Annotated in this window: 20 protein-coding genes and 1 other annotated feature; of the genes, 19 read left to right on the top strand and 1 reads right to left on the bottom strand. The window is 47.3% G+C overall.

Annotated elements, in window-relative coordinates; translation table 11 throughout:
• Positions 1 to 49 precede the first annotated feature (49 nt).
• Genes radA through pssA form a run of 3 tightly spaced genes read left to right on the top strand, consistent with a single transcriptional unit; the run spans position 50 to position 3,284 of the window.
• Positions 50 to 1,417 (top strand): DNA repair protein RadA, encoded by a 1,368-nt coding sequence (gene radA / locus MKX40_RS27345; protein ID WP_036671578.1) that lies wholly within the window; start codon positions 50 to 52, stop codon positions 1,415 to 1,417.
• Positions 1,418 to 1,430: 13 nt separating this feature from the next.
• On the top strand, positions 1,431 to 2,507 hold the full coding sequence (gene disA / locus MKX40_RS27340; RefSeq protein WP_062836168.1) for a DNA integrity scanning diadenylate cyclase DisA: 1,077 nt from the start codon (positions 1,431 to 1,433) through the stop codon (positions 2,505 to 2,507).
• A gap of 45 nt (positions 2,508 to 2,552) precedes the next feature.
• The gene (pssA, locus tag MKX40_RS27335; RefSeq protein ID WP_339238030.1) at positions 2,553 to 3,284 is read left to right on the top strand and encodes a CDP-diacylglycerol--serine O-phosphatidyltransferase; all 732 of its coding nucleotides are present in this window, start codon (positions 2,553 to 2,555) and stop codon (positions 3,282 to 3,284) included.
• Between the two features lie 125 nt (positions 3,285 to 3,409).
• Here the strand turns inward: pssA and MKX40_RS27330 are convergent, their stop codons facing one another.
• The gene (locus MKX40_RS27330) at positions 3,410 to 3,805 is read right to left on the bottom strand and encodes a hypothetical protein (RefSeq protein ID WP_017692049.1); all 396 of its coding nucleotides are present in this window, start codon (positions 3,803 to 3,805) and stop codon (positions 3,410 to 3,412) included.
• Between the two features lie 174 nt (positions 3,806 to 3,979).
• Here MKX40_RS27330 and MKX40_RS27325 point away from each other — a divergent pair, with 174 nt between their 5' ends.
• The 16 genes from MKX40_RS27325 to rplJ all read left to right on the top strand — a co-directional run bounded on the left by MKX40_RS27325 (position 3,980) and on the right by rplJ (position 16,298).
• Complete coding sequence (locus tag MKX40_RS27325) at positions 3,980 to 5,065, top strand: PIN/TRAM domain-containing protein (protein WP_339238027.1); 1,086 nt, start codon at positions 3,980 to 3,982, stop codon at positions 5,063 to 5,065.
• Positions 5,066 to 5,147: 82 nt separating this feature from the next.
• Positions 5,148 to 5,843 carry a 2-C-methyl-D-erythritol 4-phosphate cytidylyltransferase gene (ispD, locus tag MKX40_RS27320; protein ID WP_339238025.1) on the top strand — a complete coding sequence of 232 codons (696 nt, stop codon included), beginning with the start codon at positions 5,148 to 5,150 and terminating at the stop codon, positions 5,841 to 5,843.
• Entirely contained in the window at positions 5,840 to 6,316 is a 477-nt protein-coding gene (gene ispF / locus MKX40_RS27315) for a 2-C-methyl-D-erythritol 2,4-cyclodiphosphate synthase (RefSeq protein ID WP_339238023.1), read from the top strand. Before ispD ends, ispF begins: the two co-directional genes overlap by 4 nt.
• Before the next feature lie 33 nt (positions 6,317 to 6,349).
• Complete coding sequence (gltX, locus tag MKX40_RS27310; RefSeq protein ID WP_339238021.1) at positions 6,350 to 7,807, top strand: glutamate--tRNA ligase; 1,458 nt, start codon at positions 6,350 to 6,352, stop codon at positions 7,805 to 7,807.
• A gap of 537 nt (positions 7,808 to 8,344) precedes the next feature.
• Complete coding sequence (gene cysE / locus MKX40_RS27305) at positions 8,345 to 9,004, top strand: serine O-acetyltransferase (RefSeq protein WP_339238019.1); 660 nt, start codon at positions 8,345 to 8,347, stop codon at positions 9,002 to 9,004.
• Between the two features lie 42 nt (positions 9,005 to 9,046).
• A complete protein-coding gene (cysS, locus tag MKX40_RS27300; protein WP_339238017.1) occupies positions 9,047 to 10,447 on the top strand; it encodes a cysteine--tRNA ligase in 1,401 nt (466 codons plus the stop codon).
• Positions 10,444 to 10,923, top strand: a complete 480-nt coding sequence (locus MKX40_RS27295) for a ribonuclease III domain-containing protein (RefSeq protein WP_339238015.1) — start codon at positions 10,444 to 10,446, stop codon at positions 10,921 to 10,923. The genes cysS and MKX40_RS27295 overlap by 4 nt, the downstream gene beginning before the upstream one ends.
• A 43-nt stretch (positions 10,924 to 10,966) precedes the next feature.
• Positions 10,967 to 11,713: a 23S rRNA (guanosine(2251)-2'-O)-methyltransferase RlmB gene (gene rlmB, locus MKX40_RS27290; RefSeq protein WP_339238014.1), complete on the top strand. Its 747-nt coding sequence runs from the start codon at positions 10,967 to 10,969 to the stop codon at positions 11,711 to 11,713.
• Positions 11,714 to 11,718: 5 nt separating this feature from the next.
• On the top strand, positions 11,719 to 12,240 hold the full coding sequence (locus MKX40_RS27285) for an NYN domain-containing protein (protein ID WP_036607162.1): 522 nt from the start codon (positions 11,719 to 11,721) through the stop codon (positions 12,238 to 12,240).
• Between the two features lie 171 nt (positions 12,241 to 12,411).
• On the top strand, positions 12,412 to 13,056 hold the full coding sequence (sigH, locus tag MKX40_RS27280; RefSeq protein WP_017692059.1) for an RNA polymerase sporulation sigma factor SigH: 645 nt from the start codon (positions 12,412 to 12,414) through the stop codon (positions 13,054 to 13,056).
• A 304-nt stretch (positions 13,057 to 13,360) separates the two neighbouring features.
• Positions 13,361 to 13,510 carry a 50S ribosomal protein L33 gene (rpmG, locus tag MKX40_RS27275; protein ID WP_072735843.1) on the top strand — a complete coding sequence of 50 codons (150 nt, stop codon included), beginning with the start codon at positions 13,361 to 13,363 and terminating at the stop codon, positions 13,508 to 13,510.
• Positions 13,511 to 13,527: 17 nt separating this feature from the next.
• Positions 13,528 to 13,719, top strand: coding sequence for a preprotein translocase subunit SecE (gene secE / locus MKX40_RS27270; protein ID WP_017692060.1), 192 nt, complete (start codon positions 13,528 to 13,530; stop codon positions 13,717 to 13,719).
• Positions 13,720 to 13,740: 21 nt separating this feature from the next.
• Positions 13,741 to 14,274 (top strand): transcription termination/antitermination protein NusG, encoded by a 534-nt coding sequence (nusG, locus tag MKX40_RS27265; protein WP_024633599.1) that lies wholly within the window; start codon positions 13,741 to 13,743, stop codon positions 14,272 to 14,274.
• Between the two features lie 68 nt (positions 14,275 to 14,342).
• On the top strand, positions 14,343 to 14,768 hold the full coding sequence (gene rplK, locus MKX40_RS27260) for a 50S ribosomal protein L11 (protein ID WP_017692062.1): 426 nt from the start codon (positions 14,343 to 14,345) through the stop codon (positions 14,766 to 14,768).
• Between the two features lie 94 nt (positions 14,769 to 14,862).
• Positions 14,863 to 15,555: a 50S ribosomal protein L1 gene (rplA, locus tag MKX40_RS27255; protein ID WP_017692063.1), complete on the top strand. Its 693-nt coding sequence runs from the start codon at positions 14,863 to 14,865 to the stop codon at positions 15,553 to 15,555.
• Between the two features lie 68 nt (positions 15,556 to 15,623).
• Positions 15,624 to 15,771 (top strand) — a sequence feature (ribosomal protein L10 leader region).
• A 23-nt stretch (positions 15,772 to 15,794) separates the two neighbouring features.
• On the top strand, positions 15,795 to 16,298 hold the full coding sequence (gene rplJ / locus MKX40_RS27250; protein ID WP_278298115.1) for a 50S ribosomal protein L10: 504 nt from the start codon (positions 15,795 to 15,797) through the stop codon (positions 16,296 to 16,298).
• Positions 16,299 to 16,340: the final 42 nt, after the last annotated feature.

The raw sequence follows: 16,340 nt of genomic DNA, 5'->3' as shown, positions 1-16,340 counted from the left end.
TCGAATAATGCAAAATGCTGTTATAAAACTAAATTATAGGAGTGCTGAAGTGGCCAAAGTTAAAACCAAGTTTCAATGTACGGAATGCGGCTATGAAGCCCCCAAGTGGTACGGGAAGTGTCCGGGTTGTCAGTCATGGAATTCAATGGTGGAAGAAACAGAGACGGTGGTCAAAACACAAGGGAGAAATTCTCCTCTGTTTGACAGTAAAGATAAACCGCTTCCTATCATAGATATAGATAGCGGTCAGGAACCGCGTGTACAGACTGGAATCGGCGAGTTGAACCGGGTATTGGGTGGCGGAATCGTTCCAGGTTCACTCGTTCTGGTGGGTGGAGACCCAGGTATCGGTAAATCAACGTTGATGTTGCAGACGTCTCATGCTTTGACGCATTCGGGTCTACGTGTGTTATATGTTTCTGGTGAGGAATCAGTCAAGCAAACCAAATTGCGGGCGGATCGTCTCGGGGCACTCTCTGCCGAGTTGTATGTGCTGTGTGAAACCAATATGGAACGTGTAGAGGAAGCGGTGGATCAGATCCAGCCGCATTTTCTTGTCATCGACTCCATTCAGACGGTGTATCTTCCCGAAGTTACCAGTGCGCCGGGTAGTGTAGCCCAGGTAAGGGAATGTACGTCTAGGTTCATGCGGATTGCCAAAGGCAGAGGCATTGCAACGGTTCTTGTGGGGCATGTTACCAAAGAAGGTGCCATTGCCGGTCCACGTATGTTAGAACATATGGTGGATTGCGTGCTTTATTTTGAAGGAGAACGGCATCATACGTATCGACTGTTGCGTGCGGTGAAGAACCGTTTTGGTTCAACCAATGAGATTGGCATTTTTGAGATGGGCGAGGATGGACTTCGTGAGGTGGGCAACCCGTCAGAACTCTTTTTGTCGGAACGGCCACTGGGTGTAGCGGGTTCTACGGTAGTTGCCAGCATGGAGGGCACACGTCCTTTGCTCGTGGAATTGCAGGCGTTGATCTCGACCACCCATTTCCCTTCTCCCCGCCGTATGGCAACAGGAGTAGACTTGCATCGATTAAATCTGATCATTGCCGTGCTAGAGAAACGGATGGGCATGTTTTTACAAACCCAGGATGCATATCTTAACGTGGCTGGTGGAGTAAGGCTGGATGAGCCCGCGGTAGATTTGGCGGTTGCGGTCAGCATTGCCTCCAGTTTGAGAGATGTACCGACCAAGCCGGATGACGTCATCTTTGGCGAGATTGGTCTCACAGGTGAAGTTCGAGCCGTATCACGAGCAGAACAACGAGTGAAGGAAGCCGCGAAGCTGGGCTTCAAGCGTGTTATTTTACCAGAAAAAAGCTTAAAGGGCTGGAAACATCCTCGCGGGATACAACTGATCGGTGTGAATACCGTGGCAGATGCACTAGCGGTTGCTTTAGATTAGGGGGCATAACAAGATGAAAGATTCGAGCCAATTGGATAATATGAATGAATTATTAAGGCTGATCGCACCAGGTACACCTTTCCGCGAAGGTCTGGAAAATGTGCTGCGCGCCAAGACGGGCGCACTGCTTGTTGTAGGATACAGCCCTGAAGTCATGGAAGTGGTGGATGGGGGATTCTCGATTAACTGTGACTTCTCCCCCAACTATCTGTACGAACTCGCTAAGATGGATGGAGCCATTATTCTTAGCGAAGATTTGAAGCGTATTCTTTACGCCAATACCCAGTTAATTCCCGATTCCTCAATCTCTTCATCAGAGACGGGCATTCGTCACCGGACGGCAGAGCGTGTAGCGAAGCAAACGGGTAAATTGGTCGTATCCATATCACAGCGCCGGAATATCATTACCTTGTATCAGGGAACACTTCGTTATTCCCTCAAGGAAATCGGGGTTATTTTGACCAAAGCGAATCAAGCGATTCAAACCCTGGAGAAATACAAAGCGGTATTAACACAGTCCCTTACGAATCTGAGTGCCTCTGAATTTGAGGAATTGGTGACGATTCCTGAAGTGGTCAATGTGATTCAGCGTACCGAGATGGTGATGCGGATCAAAACGGAGATCAAACGATACATTCATGAACTCGGGAATGAGGGACGACTCATCTCCATGCAAATGGAAGAGCTTGTGGGTACAACGGAAGAAGAAGCCTGGTTGTTGTATAAAGACTATGCCCGTGACGACAGTGATGACAAAATCCGTGAAATTATAGTAGGACTGAAAAGATTGTCGGACGATGAATTACTGGATGCACACCATATTGTCCGTCTGCTCGGTTATCCTTCATCAGCGGCCACTTCAGAGGATTCGGTTGCACCTCGCGGATTCCGGGTATTAAATAAGATCCCCCGTCTGCCCAATGTCATTATCCATAACCTGGTGGATCAATTTGAACAACTACCTCATGTTATTATGGCTACAATTGAAGAACTGGACGAAGTGGACGGTATTGGTGAAGTTCGAGCCCGGACCATTAAGGAAGGCCTCAAACGTTTGCAGGAGCAGATGTTTATCGACAGACAGATGTAAGGTTTTGCCTATATAAAGGCTTGAAATGGATGAGGTGAAACAACGATGCTAACCAGATTCATTCCGAATCTCTTTACCCTGGGTAATCTGTTTCTTGGAATGATGGCAATTTTGCTTGCGATTGATGGAAATTACAGTTTGGCTGCCATTATGGTCATTGTAGCGATGCTGCTGGATGGTCTGGATGGCCGAGTGGCACGTGCACTCAATGCCCAGAGCGAATTCGGCAAGGAACTTGATTCCTTGTCTGACATGGTTTCCTTTGGTGCCGCACCAGCCCTGATCATATTTATGGTGTCGTTTCAAGATTCGATGCCGATCCTCGCCTGGATTGCAACAGCGGCTTTTCCGATCTGTGGGGCGATTCGTCTTGCCCGGTTTAATGTTCGTCCGGGGATCCCCGGGTACTTCACAGGTTTGCCGATTCCGGCAGCCGGCGGAGTGCTGGCCACATTGTCCTTGTTTAACAAGGATATCGGTCCCATCAGCATGATGATTGCTACATTGCTGTTATCGTATCTGATGGTCAGTTCGCTTAAATATCCCAATTTCAAAAAGGTCGGGTTGCCACGCAAGGCAATCTGGATTGCCCCATGGGTTGTGTTATTTGCCATAGCCGTAGCCGTGATTTTCCCGGAGCAGCTATCCAAATTGATCTTTATTCCGTTGGTGTTATACGCCTTGTATGGAATGAAGCATAACCTGCGAACAGCGGCCTCGCGTAGTCGGGCGAAAAAGCGCAAGGATGAGAAATCATCCCGTCCTTCCGATCGTTAAGTAACCTTGGTAACAGACACTAGACAAAGAAAGCACGTACTCTCCTGCATTGGAGAATGCGTGCTTTTTGTTTATTCAATCTATTTACGGTAAAAGAAACCCTTGCGAACGACATACATATCTTCTTACGACAGATTAAACATCCCTAACGTTGAACACTTCTGTGATTCGTGATTTACGACCTCTTCCATGTTAATGTCCAGCAGATTGCAGAGAGCCGACATGTAGAACAGGTTCCGCCCTAGTTCAGAGCTGATGACCTCTCGGCAATTCTCACACAATTCACCTTCCACATGCGTTTCCAGCAGGCCCTTGGTTTGAGCGATATCGCTCTCCGGGGCATATTTCTGCTTGGTGGCGTGCAGCTCGATGCAGCCGCATTCGGTAATGGCTTTGGACACGGCACGGTTAACAGACGCTCCGGCTTGTCCCGTTTTGGACAGTACATCAATCAGGCTGCGATGACGCAACAACAGTTCAGAAACTTGATCCTGGAAAGCCTGTAAACTTAGCGTACTCATTTTTGCCACTCACCTCGGGATATGAATTGAATTCATTATATGCCAATAATTTACCTACTTTCAACTGACGATTGCAACATTTCCAAAAAGTTCTTCCGGAAGGGATTAGCAAATTAGGAATTGGATCATACTGGATATCAAGATCAAGATACATTGAAGGAGGTGCAGGGACTAATGTGGAAAAAAGGCATTTTAACTTTTACAGGATTGTGCGGTGCATGGTTCGGCTACACGGCATATCATCTGGCAGGAAAATCGGTCCCATGGATGGCGGAATGGATTCAGTCCGCAGGATTACTGGGAGCTGGTATATCGACGCTGCTGGGAGCTGTAATGTTTATGGCTGTATGTAATATCGGTGGAACATTGATGGCAGACAGACTGCATAGTGGAATCGAATCATTGGCAAAAGTACCTATGAATGAACTGGCTGCAGGTGCCGCAGGTACCGTTGCTGGCTTGCTGGTGGCTTTGTTGTTATACCCTGTTGTGGGATGGATGGGAACAGCAGGAGAAGTGCTGCAAGTGGCACTGACGGTGATTGGTGCTTATTCCGGTTACACCCTTGCCATGGCGAAGAAAGATGATCTGGGGGCATTCTGGATGTCTGGGCGATGGGGTCATCCCGAGGTGGACGAGGATAGACGGATGGAAGAACATAAAATTCTGGATACCAGTGTTATTATTGATGGGCGTATCGCGGATATATGCAAAACCGGATTTATTGAAGGCACGATCGTCATTCCGGAATTCGTTCTGGAGGAGCTGCAGCATATTGCCGATTCATCGGATCTGCTCAAGCGGAACAGAGGACGTCGAGGATTGGACATTTTGAACAAAATCCAGAAGGAACTTGATGTAAAAGTACTGATCTACGAAGGGGATTTCGAGGAAATCTCCGAGGTGGACAGCAAACTGGTCAAACTGGCTAAAGTGCTTCAGGGCAAAGTGGTCACCAATGACTTTAACCTGAACAAAGTGTGCGAACTCCAGGGTGTGTCTGTGCTGAACATTAATGATCTCGCCAATGCGGTGAAGCCAGTTGTTCTGCCAGGTGAGGAGATCATGGTGCAGATCATCAAGGATGGCAAGGAGCATGGTCAAGGTGTAGCCTATCTGGATGATGGCACAATGATCGTTGTGGAGGGCGGACGCGAGTATATTGGCATGATGATGGAAGTGCTCGTGACCAGTGTGTTGCAGACTTCAGCGGGACGAATGATTTTTGCCAAGCCGAAACTGTTGGAAAAAGCCCAATAAAGCGGTATGATGGGTAGTGTATCGTTGAATGATATTGTGTATCTTTGAACGATAAACTGACAGACAAGGCAGGGATTGCGGCATGGATAAAGGGTGGGGCGTTGTCATTGTGGCAGCAGGTCGCGGAACCCGGATGGGGACGACCGAGAGCAAACAGTTTCTGTTGCTGCAGGACAAGCCCGTTTTCATACATACGCTTGAGGTATTTGCTGCGCTGGACGAGATCCGCGAGATGGTGCTGGTCACAGGAGCTGCAGATGTTGAACGCTGCCAGGATTGGGTAAAAAAATACCAACTGGATTCACGTGTCCATGTTATCCCCGGAGGGAAAGAGAGACAACATTCTGTCCATAAAGGCCTTGAGGCACTTGGGACGGATTGGGTTCTCGTTCACGACGGGGTACGTCCTTTTGTGAACCATGAGCAGATCAAGGGATGCATGGCGGCTGCCATAGCCGGTGGTGGAGCAGCTGTACTGGCGGTTCCCGTGAAGGATACGATCAAACAAGTGAATGCGGAGGGAGTCGTTACGGCGACACCAGATCGCAGCAGTCTGTGGAGCATTCAAACCCCGCAGGCTTTTCGTCTTTCTTCCCTGCTCTCCGCCTACGAATCAGCCGAGCAGGACGGATTTCTGGGAACAGATGACGCCATGCTGGCTGAACGTCAGGGTATGTCGGTCAAGGTTGTGGAAGGCAATTATACAAATATCAAATTAACAACGCCGGAAGATTTGCAATACGCTGCGTTTTTGCTGGGGGGAGAGAAGAAGCGATGATACGTGTAGGACAGGGATTTGATGTACATCAGCTGGTAGAGGGACGCCCGTGTATTATTGGCGGAGTAACGATTCCTTATGAAAAAGGACTGCTGGGTCACTCGGACGCAGACGTGCTGTTGCACGCGATAAGTGATGCCATTTTGGGTGCGCTGGCACTTGGGGATATCGGCAAGCACTTCCCGGATACCGATCCGGAATTCAAGGATGCCGACAGCCTGAAATTGCTGGAGCATGTATGGCAGCTTGTGAAGGATCGCGGATATCGGTTAGGCAATATCGATTCAACGATTATTGCCCAAAAGCCGAAGATGGCTCCTTACATCCCGCAGATGGCTGAGGTTATTGCCAAGGCACTGGAAGCGGATGTAACACTGGTGAACGTGAAAGCAACAACGACAGAGCAACTGGGATTCCCGGGACGGGGAGAGGGCATTGCTGCTCAATCCGTTGTTTGCCTGGTTCGTGTGTGATATCATCAATTAATTCATGACGGAGGGGATCATATGAGCACGGAAATTCGTGTGCGTTACGCGCCGAGCCCAACAGGACATCTGCATATCGGGAATGCCCGTACGGCGCTGTTTAACTATCTATATGCCAAACATAATAACGGTAAATTCATTATTCGTATTGAAGATACGGACGTAAAACGGAATATTGCTGGTGGTGAAGAAAGCCAGCTGAAATACCTGAAATGGCTCGGAATCGAGTGGGATGAAAGTATTGATGTGGGCGGAGAATACGGACCATACCGTCAAACGGAACGTCTGGACCTCTATCGTAAATATACACAGGAATTGCTGGATAAAGGTCTGGCTTACCCTTGCTTCTGCACGGAAGAGGAATTGGAGCAAGAGCGTGAAGAGCAGTCAGCACGTGGAGAAACACCGCGTTATTCAGGCAAACACCGTGATCTGACTCCAGAGCAGATTAGTGCATTTGAAGCGGAAGGCCGCGTAGCGAGTATTCGTTTCCGTGTGCCCGAAGAGCGCGTATATACGTTTGATGACATGGTTAAAGGTACAATCTCGTTCAACAGCAAGGAATCCGGTGACTTCGTCATTGTGAAAAAAGACGGCATTCCCACGTACAACTATGCTGTTGCTGTGGATGATCACTTGATGAAGATCTCCCACGTCCTGCGTGGGGAAGATCACATCTCGAACACGCCGCGTCAACTGATGATCTATGAAGCGCTGGGCTGGGAGCCACCGCAATTCGGCCATATGACGCTGATCGTGAATGAAAATCACAAGAAGCTGAGTAAACGGGATGAATCCGTGATTCAGTTTATTGAGCAGTATGATCAGCTCGGCTATTTGCCTGAAGCGATGTTTAACTTCATTTCCCTGCTCGGCTGGTCGCCGGAAGGGGAGGAAGAGATCTTCTCGCAAGAACAACTGATTTCCATTTTTGATACGAAACGCCTGTCCAAGAGCCCGGCGGTATTTGATACGCACAAGCTGGCTCACTTGAACAACCACTATATCAAACATGCTGACCCGGAACGGATTGCCGAAATGGCCATTCCGCATCTGCAAAAAGCAGGACGTCTTCCTGGTGATCTATCCGCTGAGCAAAAAGAGTGGGCGCATACCCTCGTGCATCTCTATCAGGAACAGATGAATGCCGCATCCGATATCGTAGAATTGTCGGAAGTGTTCTTCCGTTCGGAGATTGAGTTGGAAACTGAAGGTGCCGCAGTTCTCGCTGAAGAGCAGGTGCCGACTGTGCTGAAGGCATTTGCCTATAAAGTGCAGGCAAGTGAAGAGTTCACGCCAAGCAAAATGGCTGCATTGATCAAGGAAGTACAGAAAGAAACCGGCTTTAAGGGCAAACAGCTCTTTATGCCAATTCGTGTAGCCTTGACCGGACAGACGCATGGACGGGATCTGAATCAAACGATCGTGCTTCTGGGTCGTGATACAGTGATCGAACGATTGCGCGCACAAGTAAAATAAGATTATCCGAGGGGCATTCCGTTTAATCGGAATCTGCACAGTCTGTTCAGGTATGGATTACGTAGGAGACTGTTGTCAGTCTGAGGCCTTTTCGCTATAATAACAACACAACGAATAATTGATATGATTTATCTAATAGAACAGCAAAGATCGGGAGGAGTAGACTGACCCGGGCAGATTCAGAGAGGATGGTCCCGCAGCAAAGAAAGATTTCTTTGATTGCGGTGGCTGTGAACCATCCACTGTCCATCAGTCGAAATGCGCCCGTGAGCTGCACAGCCGAATCCAGCCCCGCCTTTATCGATCATGACATGGGAAAACGTTAGGATAGGTTGTGACGATTGGTTTCCGTTACCAAACCGCTTGAGGGCTCATTCTATTTAAGAATGGACCGAGCAGAGTGGGACCGCGATAAACGCCTCTGCAGCTAAATGCTGCAGGGGCGTTTTTTGTTTAGGCGAGTGTGCAGTACACTACCAAAGGAACGCGCCGTCCGGTAAGCCGGAGGACGGGAACCTGAACAAGAGGGGAACGAGCATGTTCAAGAAGATCAGATCAGATATCCAGGCGGTGTTTGAAAACGATCCGGCGGCCCGAGGTTGGTTTGAAGTGGTACTAACCTACTCAGGGCTGCATGCGATATGGGCACACCGGATGGCTCATTTTTTATACAAGCGAAGATGGTTCTCGGTGGCCAGGTTCATTTCGCAGGTTAGCCGTTTTATGACAGGGATTGAGATACATCCTGGAGCTACGATCGGGAATCGGTTGTTTATTGACCATGGAATGGGCGTCGTTATTGGAGAAACATGTGAGATTGGCGATGATGTTGTTATCTATCAGGGGGTTACGCTTGGCGGAACAGGGAAAGAAAAAGGAAAGAGACATCCGACCATTGGTAATAATGTGGTTATCTCATCTGGAGCAAAGGTGCTGGGTTCATTTAGCGTGGGGGATCAAAGCAACATTGGGGCGAACTCTGTTGTGCTTAAGGAGGTCCCTTCCAATAGTACCGTGGTAGGTATACCGGGCAGAATTGTTAAACAGGATGGCCGACGGGTAGACCGCCTCAGTCAACAATTGCCCGATCCGGTCGTTGACTCCTTGCGTGGTATGCAAAAAGAACTCGAACGATTGCAGGAAGAAGTACGTACACTGCAGAATGCCCGTGCAAATGAGACTGTGCATGATACGTGATACAATAAATAAAGGCAGTATAGGATGAAAGGATAAGTGACCATGACGCTTCAGATTTATAATACGATGAGTCGTACAAAAGAAGAATTTGTTCCCCAAGAGCCAGGGAAAGTAAAAATGTATGTCTGCGGACCAACGGTATATGACTATATTCATATTGGAAATGCACGCCCGGTTATCTTTTTCGACACGGTTCGTGGATACCTGGAACAGACAGGACATGATGTAAACTATGTGGTGAACTTCACGGATGTGGACGATAAGCTGATTCGCAAAGCCGAACAACTTGGAACAGACGTTCCTCACGTCGCGGAGAAGTTTATTGCAGCCTACTATGAAGACCTTGAGGGATTGGGTATTCCCAAGGCAAGTAGCAACCCGAGAGTAACGGAAAACATGCCGCTCATTATTGATTTTATCCGTGAGTTGGTTGAAAAAGGTTTCGCATACGAAAATGGCGGTGACGTCTATTACCGTACAGGCAAATTCAGCGAGTATGGTAAGCTATCGAAGCAAAATTTACAGGAGCTGCAATTTGGAATCCGTGTAGGTGTGGACGAGCGCAAAGAGCATCCCGAAGATTTCGTGCTCTGGAAGGCTGCAAAACCAGGTGAGATCTATTGGTCCAGTCCTTGGGGCGATGGTCGACCAGGTTGGCATATTGAGTGCTCCGCCATGGCTAGGGAGTACCTTGGGGACACACTGGACATTCACGGGGGTGGACAGGATCTGCAGTTCCCGCACCATGAGTGCGAATGCGCCCAATCCGAGGTGTTAACAGGTAAACCACTTGCGAACTACTGGATGCATAATGGTTTCATCCGGATTGATAACGAGAAGATGTCGAAATCACTCGGTAACGGTGTTCTTGTTAAAGATTTGCGGAATCAATATAAACGCGAAGCGATTCGTTACTTTATGTTGTCTACCCACTATCGTAACCCGTTGAATTTCACGGATGATACGATGGAGCAGGCACAGAATAGTGTGGACCGGATTGCGAATGCTGTAGGTAACCTGAACCATCGTCTGAGCGCGGTAACCGTAGATCAGGATATCACAGCAGAGTTTGCGGCAAGACTCGACCAAATCCGTCAGCAATATCATGAGAAGATGCAGGATGATTTCAATACTCCTGATGCGATCACTGCTATGTTTGAGTGGGCAGGGGAAGCCAATCAACTGTTACAGCAGGAAGTTGTCAATGCGGCAGACATACGTGCGCTCCTTGAATTGTTCAGTGAATTGAATGCTGTGCTTCGCATCTATACAGATGGAGAGGCAGAACTTCTAGATGAGGAAGTAGAACAGCTGATTGAAGAACGTGTAGAAGCGCGCAAGTCCAAAAACTGGGCAAGAGCGGATGAAATTCGTGATGAGTTGTCTGCACGGGGCATTCTGCTTGAGGATACGGCGCAGGGTATGAGATGGCGGCGCAAATGAGCGAAGGACATCCAAATACACCAAAACAACAGGAGCAGGTCACGGAGGGAGGATGGTTCCCGTATTCTCCGTCCAGACCTGCGAAGTTGATTCCACCTATTGCACTGGCCTATATTGGTGACGCGGTATATGAGGTAGCTGTTCGTCAATATCTATTGTCGAAAGCCAACATGCGTCCCAATCATCTGCACCGTAGTGCAACCGGATTGGTATCAGCGAAGGCACAGAGCCGCATTCTTGCAATGATTGAGGCTGAACTGACAGAGGAAGAACGCGATATTGTCCGGCAAGGGCGGAATGCCAAGTCGGGTAGTGTACCCAAAAATGCAGATGTGTTGGAGTATAGACATGCCACGGCTTTTGAATGTCTCATTGGTTATCTCTACAGCAGTGGTCATCATGATCGCATGATTGAACTGATTAGGCTTGGCATTGAACACGCGGAACAACAATCGTCTTCGCCGACAAAAAAATAGAAATTTCAACAAAACAACGCATTACAGAGAGGAACGAACAACGATGGAAGAAGAATGGATCGCGGGTAAACACTCCGTGACGGAGGCGCTGCGTTCAGGCCGGACCATTAATAAAATATGGATTGCCGATACAGCACAGAAACATCTGACTCAACCTATTATCTCGGAAGCCAAAAAACTAGGTATTGTCATTCAACATGTGGACAAGCGTAAGCTGGATCAAACGGTACCAGGCATTCAGCATCAGGGGGTAGTTGCACAAGCTGCACCATACGCTTATGTGGAGGTAGAAGACATTCTTGCCGCAGCGAAAGCGAAGAATGAGCATCCTTTCCTGATTCTGCTGGATGAGATCGAAGATCCTCATAACCTGGGGTCGATTTTGCGGACAGCGGACTGCACGGGTGCACATGGCGTTATTGTACCCAAACGTCGCTCGGCAGCAGTAACAGCAACGGTATCCAAAACGTCAGCAGGCGCTGTGGAGTACGTGCCAGTGGCTCGTGTAAGTAATCTTGGTCAGACCATTGATCGCCTCAAAGAGGAAGGTGTATGGGTTGTAGGGACAGATGTCACGGCTCATGAAGGTGTCTTTGGTAATGGAGTCTTTACTGGCCCTGTTGCACTGGTAATCGGGAATGAAAACAAGGGAATGGGACGACTTATTCGTGAGAAATGCGACGTACTGATCAAATTACCGATGCAAGGTCAGATTAACTCCTTGAATGCTTCCGTGGCAGCGGGTGTTGTCATGTATGAAGTGCTCCGCTCGCGTCAAGCGCAGGAATAGAAGGTATGGCTGATTCCCGTGATGTGCTTCTTGTAGACGGGTACAACATGATTGGCGACTGGCCGGAGTTAACCAAACTGGCAGAAAGTGGGCTAGAAGAGGCGCGCAACAGGCTTCTCTTTCGTCTTGCCGACTATCAGGCTTTCTCCGGCCGGCGAGTCATTGTTGTGTTTGACGCCTACCTCGTGCCTGGACTCGGTAAATCCTTTACACAGAGCAAAGTGCAGATATATTTTACAAAGGAAAAAGAGACGGCAGACGAATGCATTGAGAGACTCGTTCGGGAACTAAGCATGCGAAGACGCCAAATCTATGTGGCTACGAGCGATATGGTAGAGCAACATGTCATTTTCGGACAGGGAGCGCTACGCGTATCTGCAAGGGAACTGCTCATTGAGGTTGAGCAGAACGAAAAAGAATTAAAAAAACGACTGGAAGAAGATCAGGCGAAGACCACGCGTAACACACTCGGGGGCAAGTTGAGTCCGGATGTATTGAAAGAGTTTGAGCGGTGGCGCAGGGAATAACAGTTCGTTTTTACAAAAATTAGAATATTGAAACTCTTGACATTTATGTTATTGATGTTCTTTTTTAGGCAGAGCGTGGTTGACGGTGTGAGGTACCATCATATATACTGATCCTATATTTCATAGAGTAGAGTAACGGGGTACCTTGCGTTGCAGCCGGAGGGATTGTCTGTGAGTGTCGACCTCAAAGATATCATGTTATCTAAGTATGATTACCAAAGTGACGAAGACATTGTCGAAGCTTTCCGTGAAGGCGAAAGCGAAGCGTTAGAGTTTTTGATTAACAAGTATCGTAACTTTGTACGCGCCAAGGCTAGATCTTATTTTCTGATTGGGGCAGACCGGGAAGATATTATTCAAGAAGGAATGATTGGCCTCTATAAATCCATTCGAGATTTTAAAGGGGACAAGTTGGCTTCATTCAAGGCTTTTGCTGAACTGTGTATTACAAGACAGATTATCACGGCAATTAAGACAGCAACACGTCAGAAGCATATTCCGCTTAATTCTTATGTATCTCTGGACAAGCCCATTTATGACGAAGAGTCTGATCGTACGTTACTCGATGTGATTTGTGGAACCCAGGTCAGTGATCCGGAAGAATTAATCATCAATCAGGAAGAGTTTGTGGGCCTGGAAGATAAAATGTCCGAGATTCTAAGTGATCTGGAGCGTAAAGTATTGATGTTGTATCTGGACGGGAGATCTTATCAAGAGATTGCAGTAGATTTGGACAGACATGTGAAGTCCATTGATAATGCACTTCAGCGCGTCAAGCGCAAACTTGAAAAGTACCTGGAAGTTCGAGATAATTGAACACATGTTGTCGTTGATGGAAAAGGCTCGGTGTTTGAGTCTTTTTTTACTGTCTCAAGTTTATAAAATCAAAGAATGTTTATACTAGTAATCGCTCGGTCCGTATAGGAGAAGAGAAAAACAGAGATGCGAAACGAATGTACGTTGTACGGAAGTAATACCCAATGAATGAAAGGCTATTCTTTCATTGACATGGTTATACCCTTGTGATAAAGTGTTTTAGGTAGGCCTAAATTTATGGCTTTTTTTCAGGATCAATTTAGAGACTCTGCTTGAATGTGGAAGTCTTCGGGAGGTGTACATCATGCGGGTAATTATTACTTTGGCTTGTACTAACTGCAAACAAAGAAATTACACTACGACAAAAAACAAGCGTAATCACCCCGACCGCATGGAGATGAAGAAATTTTGCAAGTTTTGTAACGAGCAGACTTCTCATCGCGAAACCAGATAGTTTTTGGAGGTGTCGGCGTGAAACGAAGTTTCAAATCTCTGATTTCCTTTTTCTCAGAAAGCTGGGCTGAACTTAAAAAAGTTCGCTGGCCTAATCGTAAAGAGCTGACCAACTACACATTGATCGTACTTGGTACTGTTGTGGTTATGACGCTGTTTTTTTGGGTCATTGACATTGGCATCTCCTTTGTGATCGAAGCGATTATTTAAGAAGGGTTCCGGTGGCTTGATATGGAAAAAAGATGGTACGTCGTTCATACCTATTCAGGGTATGAGAACAAGGTCAAGGCCAATTTGGAAAAACGCGTCGAGTCTATGGGCATGGAAGACAAGATATTCCGCGTTCTTGTTCCTATGGAAGAAGAAGTGGTAAACAAGGACGGTAAGAAAAAAACCGTTATGCGTAAAGTTTACCCGGGTTATGTCTTGGTGGAAATGGTACAGACGGATGATTCTTGGTATGTTGTTCGCAACACACCAGGTGTTACAGGATTTGTCGGTTCGACAGGTTCTGGGTCCAAACCAACTGCTTTGTTGCCTGAAGAAGTGGAACAAATTCTGAAGCACATGGGCATGGTTGAACCTAAGCCGAAAATTGAGTTCGATATTAAGGAATCCGTGCGTATTAAAGTCGGTCCTTTTGCGAATTTCGTAGGCTCCGTGGAAGAAATTTTGGTAGACAAAAGCAAGTTGAAAGTGCACGTGAACATGTTTGGACGGGAAACACCGCTTGAGTTGGAATATACCCAAGTGGAGAAGATATAGTTTCTTCAAGTTTCTTGTGGGAGGGCTGCAAGGCCCGTTAACCACTATTTTGCAAGGAGGTGTCAATCATGGCAAAAAAGGTAATCAAAATGGTAAAACTGCAGATTCCAGCAGGTAAAGCAAATCCAGCGCCACCAGTAGGTCCAGCTTTGGGTCAAGCAGGTGTCAACATCATGGCATTCTGTAAAGAATTCAACGCTCGTACAGCTGATCAAGCAGGATTGATTATTCCAGTTGAAATTTCTGTATTCGAAGACCGTTCCTTTACTTTCATCACTAAAACTCCACCAGCAGCAGTTCTGTTGAAAGTGGCAGCTAAAGTTGAAAAAGGATCCGGAGAACCGAACAAGAAAAAAGTTGCTACTGTTAAACGTGATGCGGTTCGTCAAATCGCAGAAACAAAAATGCCTGACCTGAATGCAGCAGACGTTGAGTCCGCTATGCGTATGGTCGAAGGTACTGCCCGCAGCATGGGTATCACCATCGAAGACTAATTTTCATAAGAAACATGGCTTCGTAAAACCGGTCGATTCGCGACCGGTTGATGTGGGAGGTATATCCGCTAACACCACAAAGGAGGAATAAAACATGGCTAAACACGGTAAAAAATACCTGGAAGCTGCTAAGCTGATTGACAGCGAAGCAACTTACGAGCCTTCAGAAGCTGTAGAGCTTGTGAAAAAGGCAGCTACTGCAAAATTCGATGAAACAATCGAAGCGGCAGTTCGTTTGGGTGTAGACCCTCGTAAGCAAGACCAGGCTGTACGTGGTGTTGTTGTCTTGCCACACGGCACAGGTAAAACACAACGCGTATTGGTATTTGCAAAAGGTGACAAAGCGAAAGAAGCGGAAGCGGCTGGCGCGGACTATGTTGGTGATGCAGACATGATCAACAAAATCCAACAAGGCTGGTTCGAATTCGACGTCTGCGTAGCGACACCAGATATGATGAGTGAAGTAGGTAAATTGGGCCGACTGCTCGGCGGTAAAGGTCTGATGCCTAACCCTAAAGCCGGAACGGTAACTTTCGATGTAACTAAGGCTGTTCAAGAAATTAAAGCCGGTAAAATCGAATATCGTCTGGATCGTGCAGGTCAAATTCATGCACCGATTGGTAAAGCTTCTTTCTCTTCTGAGCAACTTAATGAGAACTTCAAAGCTCTCATGGAAGCTCTGAATCGTGCTAAACCAGCGGCAGCAAAAGGTGTTTATCTGAAGAATGTTAGTCTTTCTTCCACGATGGGCCCTGGAGCACGCGTGAACGCAGCAGCTTTTAGATAATATCTCTTGACAGGCTTGTCCTGTTTTTGATAAGATATAAAAGTTGTGAGTCCGAGTGACTGACCGTTGACATTTGAATATGCTTGCCGTAGACAGTAGGTGCCATTAGGCTTAATTTCCTGCCGAGGTGTGATTATAGAACTTAGAACGATGCAAATCGATGATGAGTATATATCAAGCCTTCGTGATTCTACGGAGGCTTTTCTTAATGGGATAAATTTGACCAGGAGGTGTACAGATTGGCAAACGCAAAAGTGATTCAAGCAAAACAAGAGTCCGTTGATGCAGTAACAGCAAAATTGCGCGAGAGCGTTACAACTGTTGTTGTTGACTATCGCGGATTGAACGTTGCCCAAGTAACTGAGTTGCGTAAGCAACTTCGTGAAGCAGGGATCGAATTCCAAGTGCTGAAAAACTCGTTGCTTCGCCGTGCAGCTGCAGCAGCAGAACTGACAGAACTCGATAGTGTTCTTACAGGTCCTACTGCAATTGCATTCAGCGCAGACGACGTTGTGGCTCCCGCTAAAATTCTGAACGACTTCGCGAAAAAGAACGATGCACTGGAATTGAAAGGTGCTATCGTAGAAGGTCGCGTAATCGGAGTACAAGAAGTTAAGGCGTTGGCAGAATTGCCATCCCGCGATGGACTCCTTTCCATGCTCCTCAGCGTGCTTCAAGCGCCAGTGCGCAACTTCGCGCTTGCGGTTAAAGCAGTTGCAGAAAAAGAAGAGCAAGGCGCGTAAGCAACTTGATCTGAACGCTGCTTAGGCGGCAAATGAATTAAA

This window comes from Paenibacillus sp. FSL R5-0517, from assembly GCF_037974355.1.
Lineage (GTDB): Bacteria > Bacillota > Bacilli > Paenibacillales > Paenibacillaceae > Paenibacillus.
The sequence above is the reverse complement of the archived record's forward strand: the minus strand, read 5'-3'. Positions and strand labels throughout refer to the sequence as shown.

What these genes read in the sequence shown, in the direction of transcription:
- disA (WP_062836168.1), top strand. Translation starts at nt 1,431, where the DNA reads ATGAAAGATTCGAGCCAATTGGATAATATGAATGAATTATTAAGGCTG.
- pssA (WP_339238030.1), top strand. Translation starts at nt 2,553, where the DNA reads ATGCTAACCAGATTCATTCCGAATCTCTTTACCCTGGGTAATCTGTTT.
- MKX40_RS27330 (WP_017692049.1), bottom strand. Translation starts at nt 3,805, where the DNA reads ATGAGTACGCTAAGTTTACAGGCTTTCCAGGATCAAGTTTCTGAACTG.
- MKX40_RS27325 (WP_339238027.1), top strand. Translation starts at nt 3,980, where the DNA reads ATGTGGAAAAAAGGCATTTTAACTTTTACAGGATTGTGCGGTGCATGG.
- ispD (WP_339238025.1), top strand. Translation starts at nt 5,148, where the DNA reads ATGGATAAAGGGTGGGGCGTTGTCATTGTGGCAGCAGGTCGCGGAACC.
- ispF (WP_339238023.1), top strand. Translation starts at nt 5,840, where the DNA reads ATGATACGTGTAGGACAGGGATTTGATGTACATCAGCTGGTAGAGGGA.
- gltX (WP_339238021.1), top strand. Translation starts at nt 6,350, where the DNA reads ATGAGCACGGAAATTCGTGTGCGTTACGCGCCGAGCCCAACAGGACAT.
- cysE (WP_339238019.1), top strand. Translation starts at nt 8,345, where the DNA reads ATGTTCAAGAAGATCAGATCAGATATCCAGGCGGTGTTTGAAAACGAT.
- cysS (WP_339238017.1), top strand. Translation starts at nt 9,047, where the DNA reads ATGACGCTTCAGATTTATAATACGATGAGTCGTACAAAAGAAGAATTT.
- MKX40_RS27295 (WP_339238015.1), top strand. Translation starts at nt 10,444, where the DNA reads ATGAGCGAAGGACATCCAAATACACCAAAACAACAGGAGCAGGTCACG.
- rlmB (WP_339238014.1), top strand. Translation starts at nt 10,967, where the DNA reads ATGGAAGAAGAATGGATCGCGGGTAAACACTCCGTGACGGAGGCGCTG.
- MKX40_RS27285 (WP_036607162.1), top strand. Translation starts at nt 11,719, where the DNA reads ATGGCTGATTCCCGTGATGTGCTTCTTGTAGACGGGTACAACATGATT.
- rpmG (WP_072735843.1), top strand. Translation starts at nt 13,361, where the DNA reads ATGCGGGTAATTATTACTTTGGCTTGTACTAACTGCAAACAAAGAAAT.
- nusG (WP_024633599.1), top strand. Translation starts at nt 13,741, where the DNA reads ATGGAAAAAAGATGGTACGTCGTTCATACCTATTCAGGGTATGAGAAC.
- rplK (WP_017692062.1), top strand. Translation starts at nt 14,343, where the DNA reads ATGGCAAAAAAGGTAATCAAAATGGTAAAACTGCAGATTCCAGCAGGT.
- rplA (WP_017692063.1), top strand. Translation starts at nt 14,863, where the DNA reads ATGGCTAAACACGGTAAAAAATACCTGGAAGCTGCTAAGCTGATTGAC.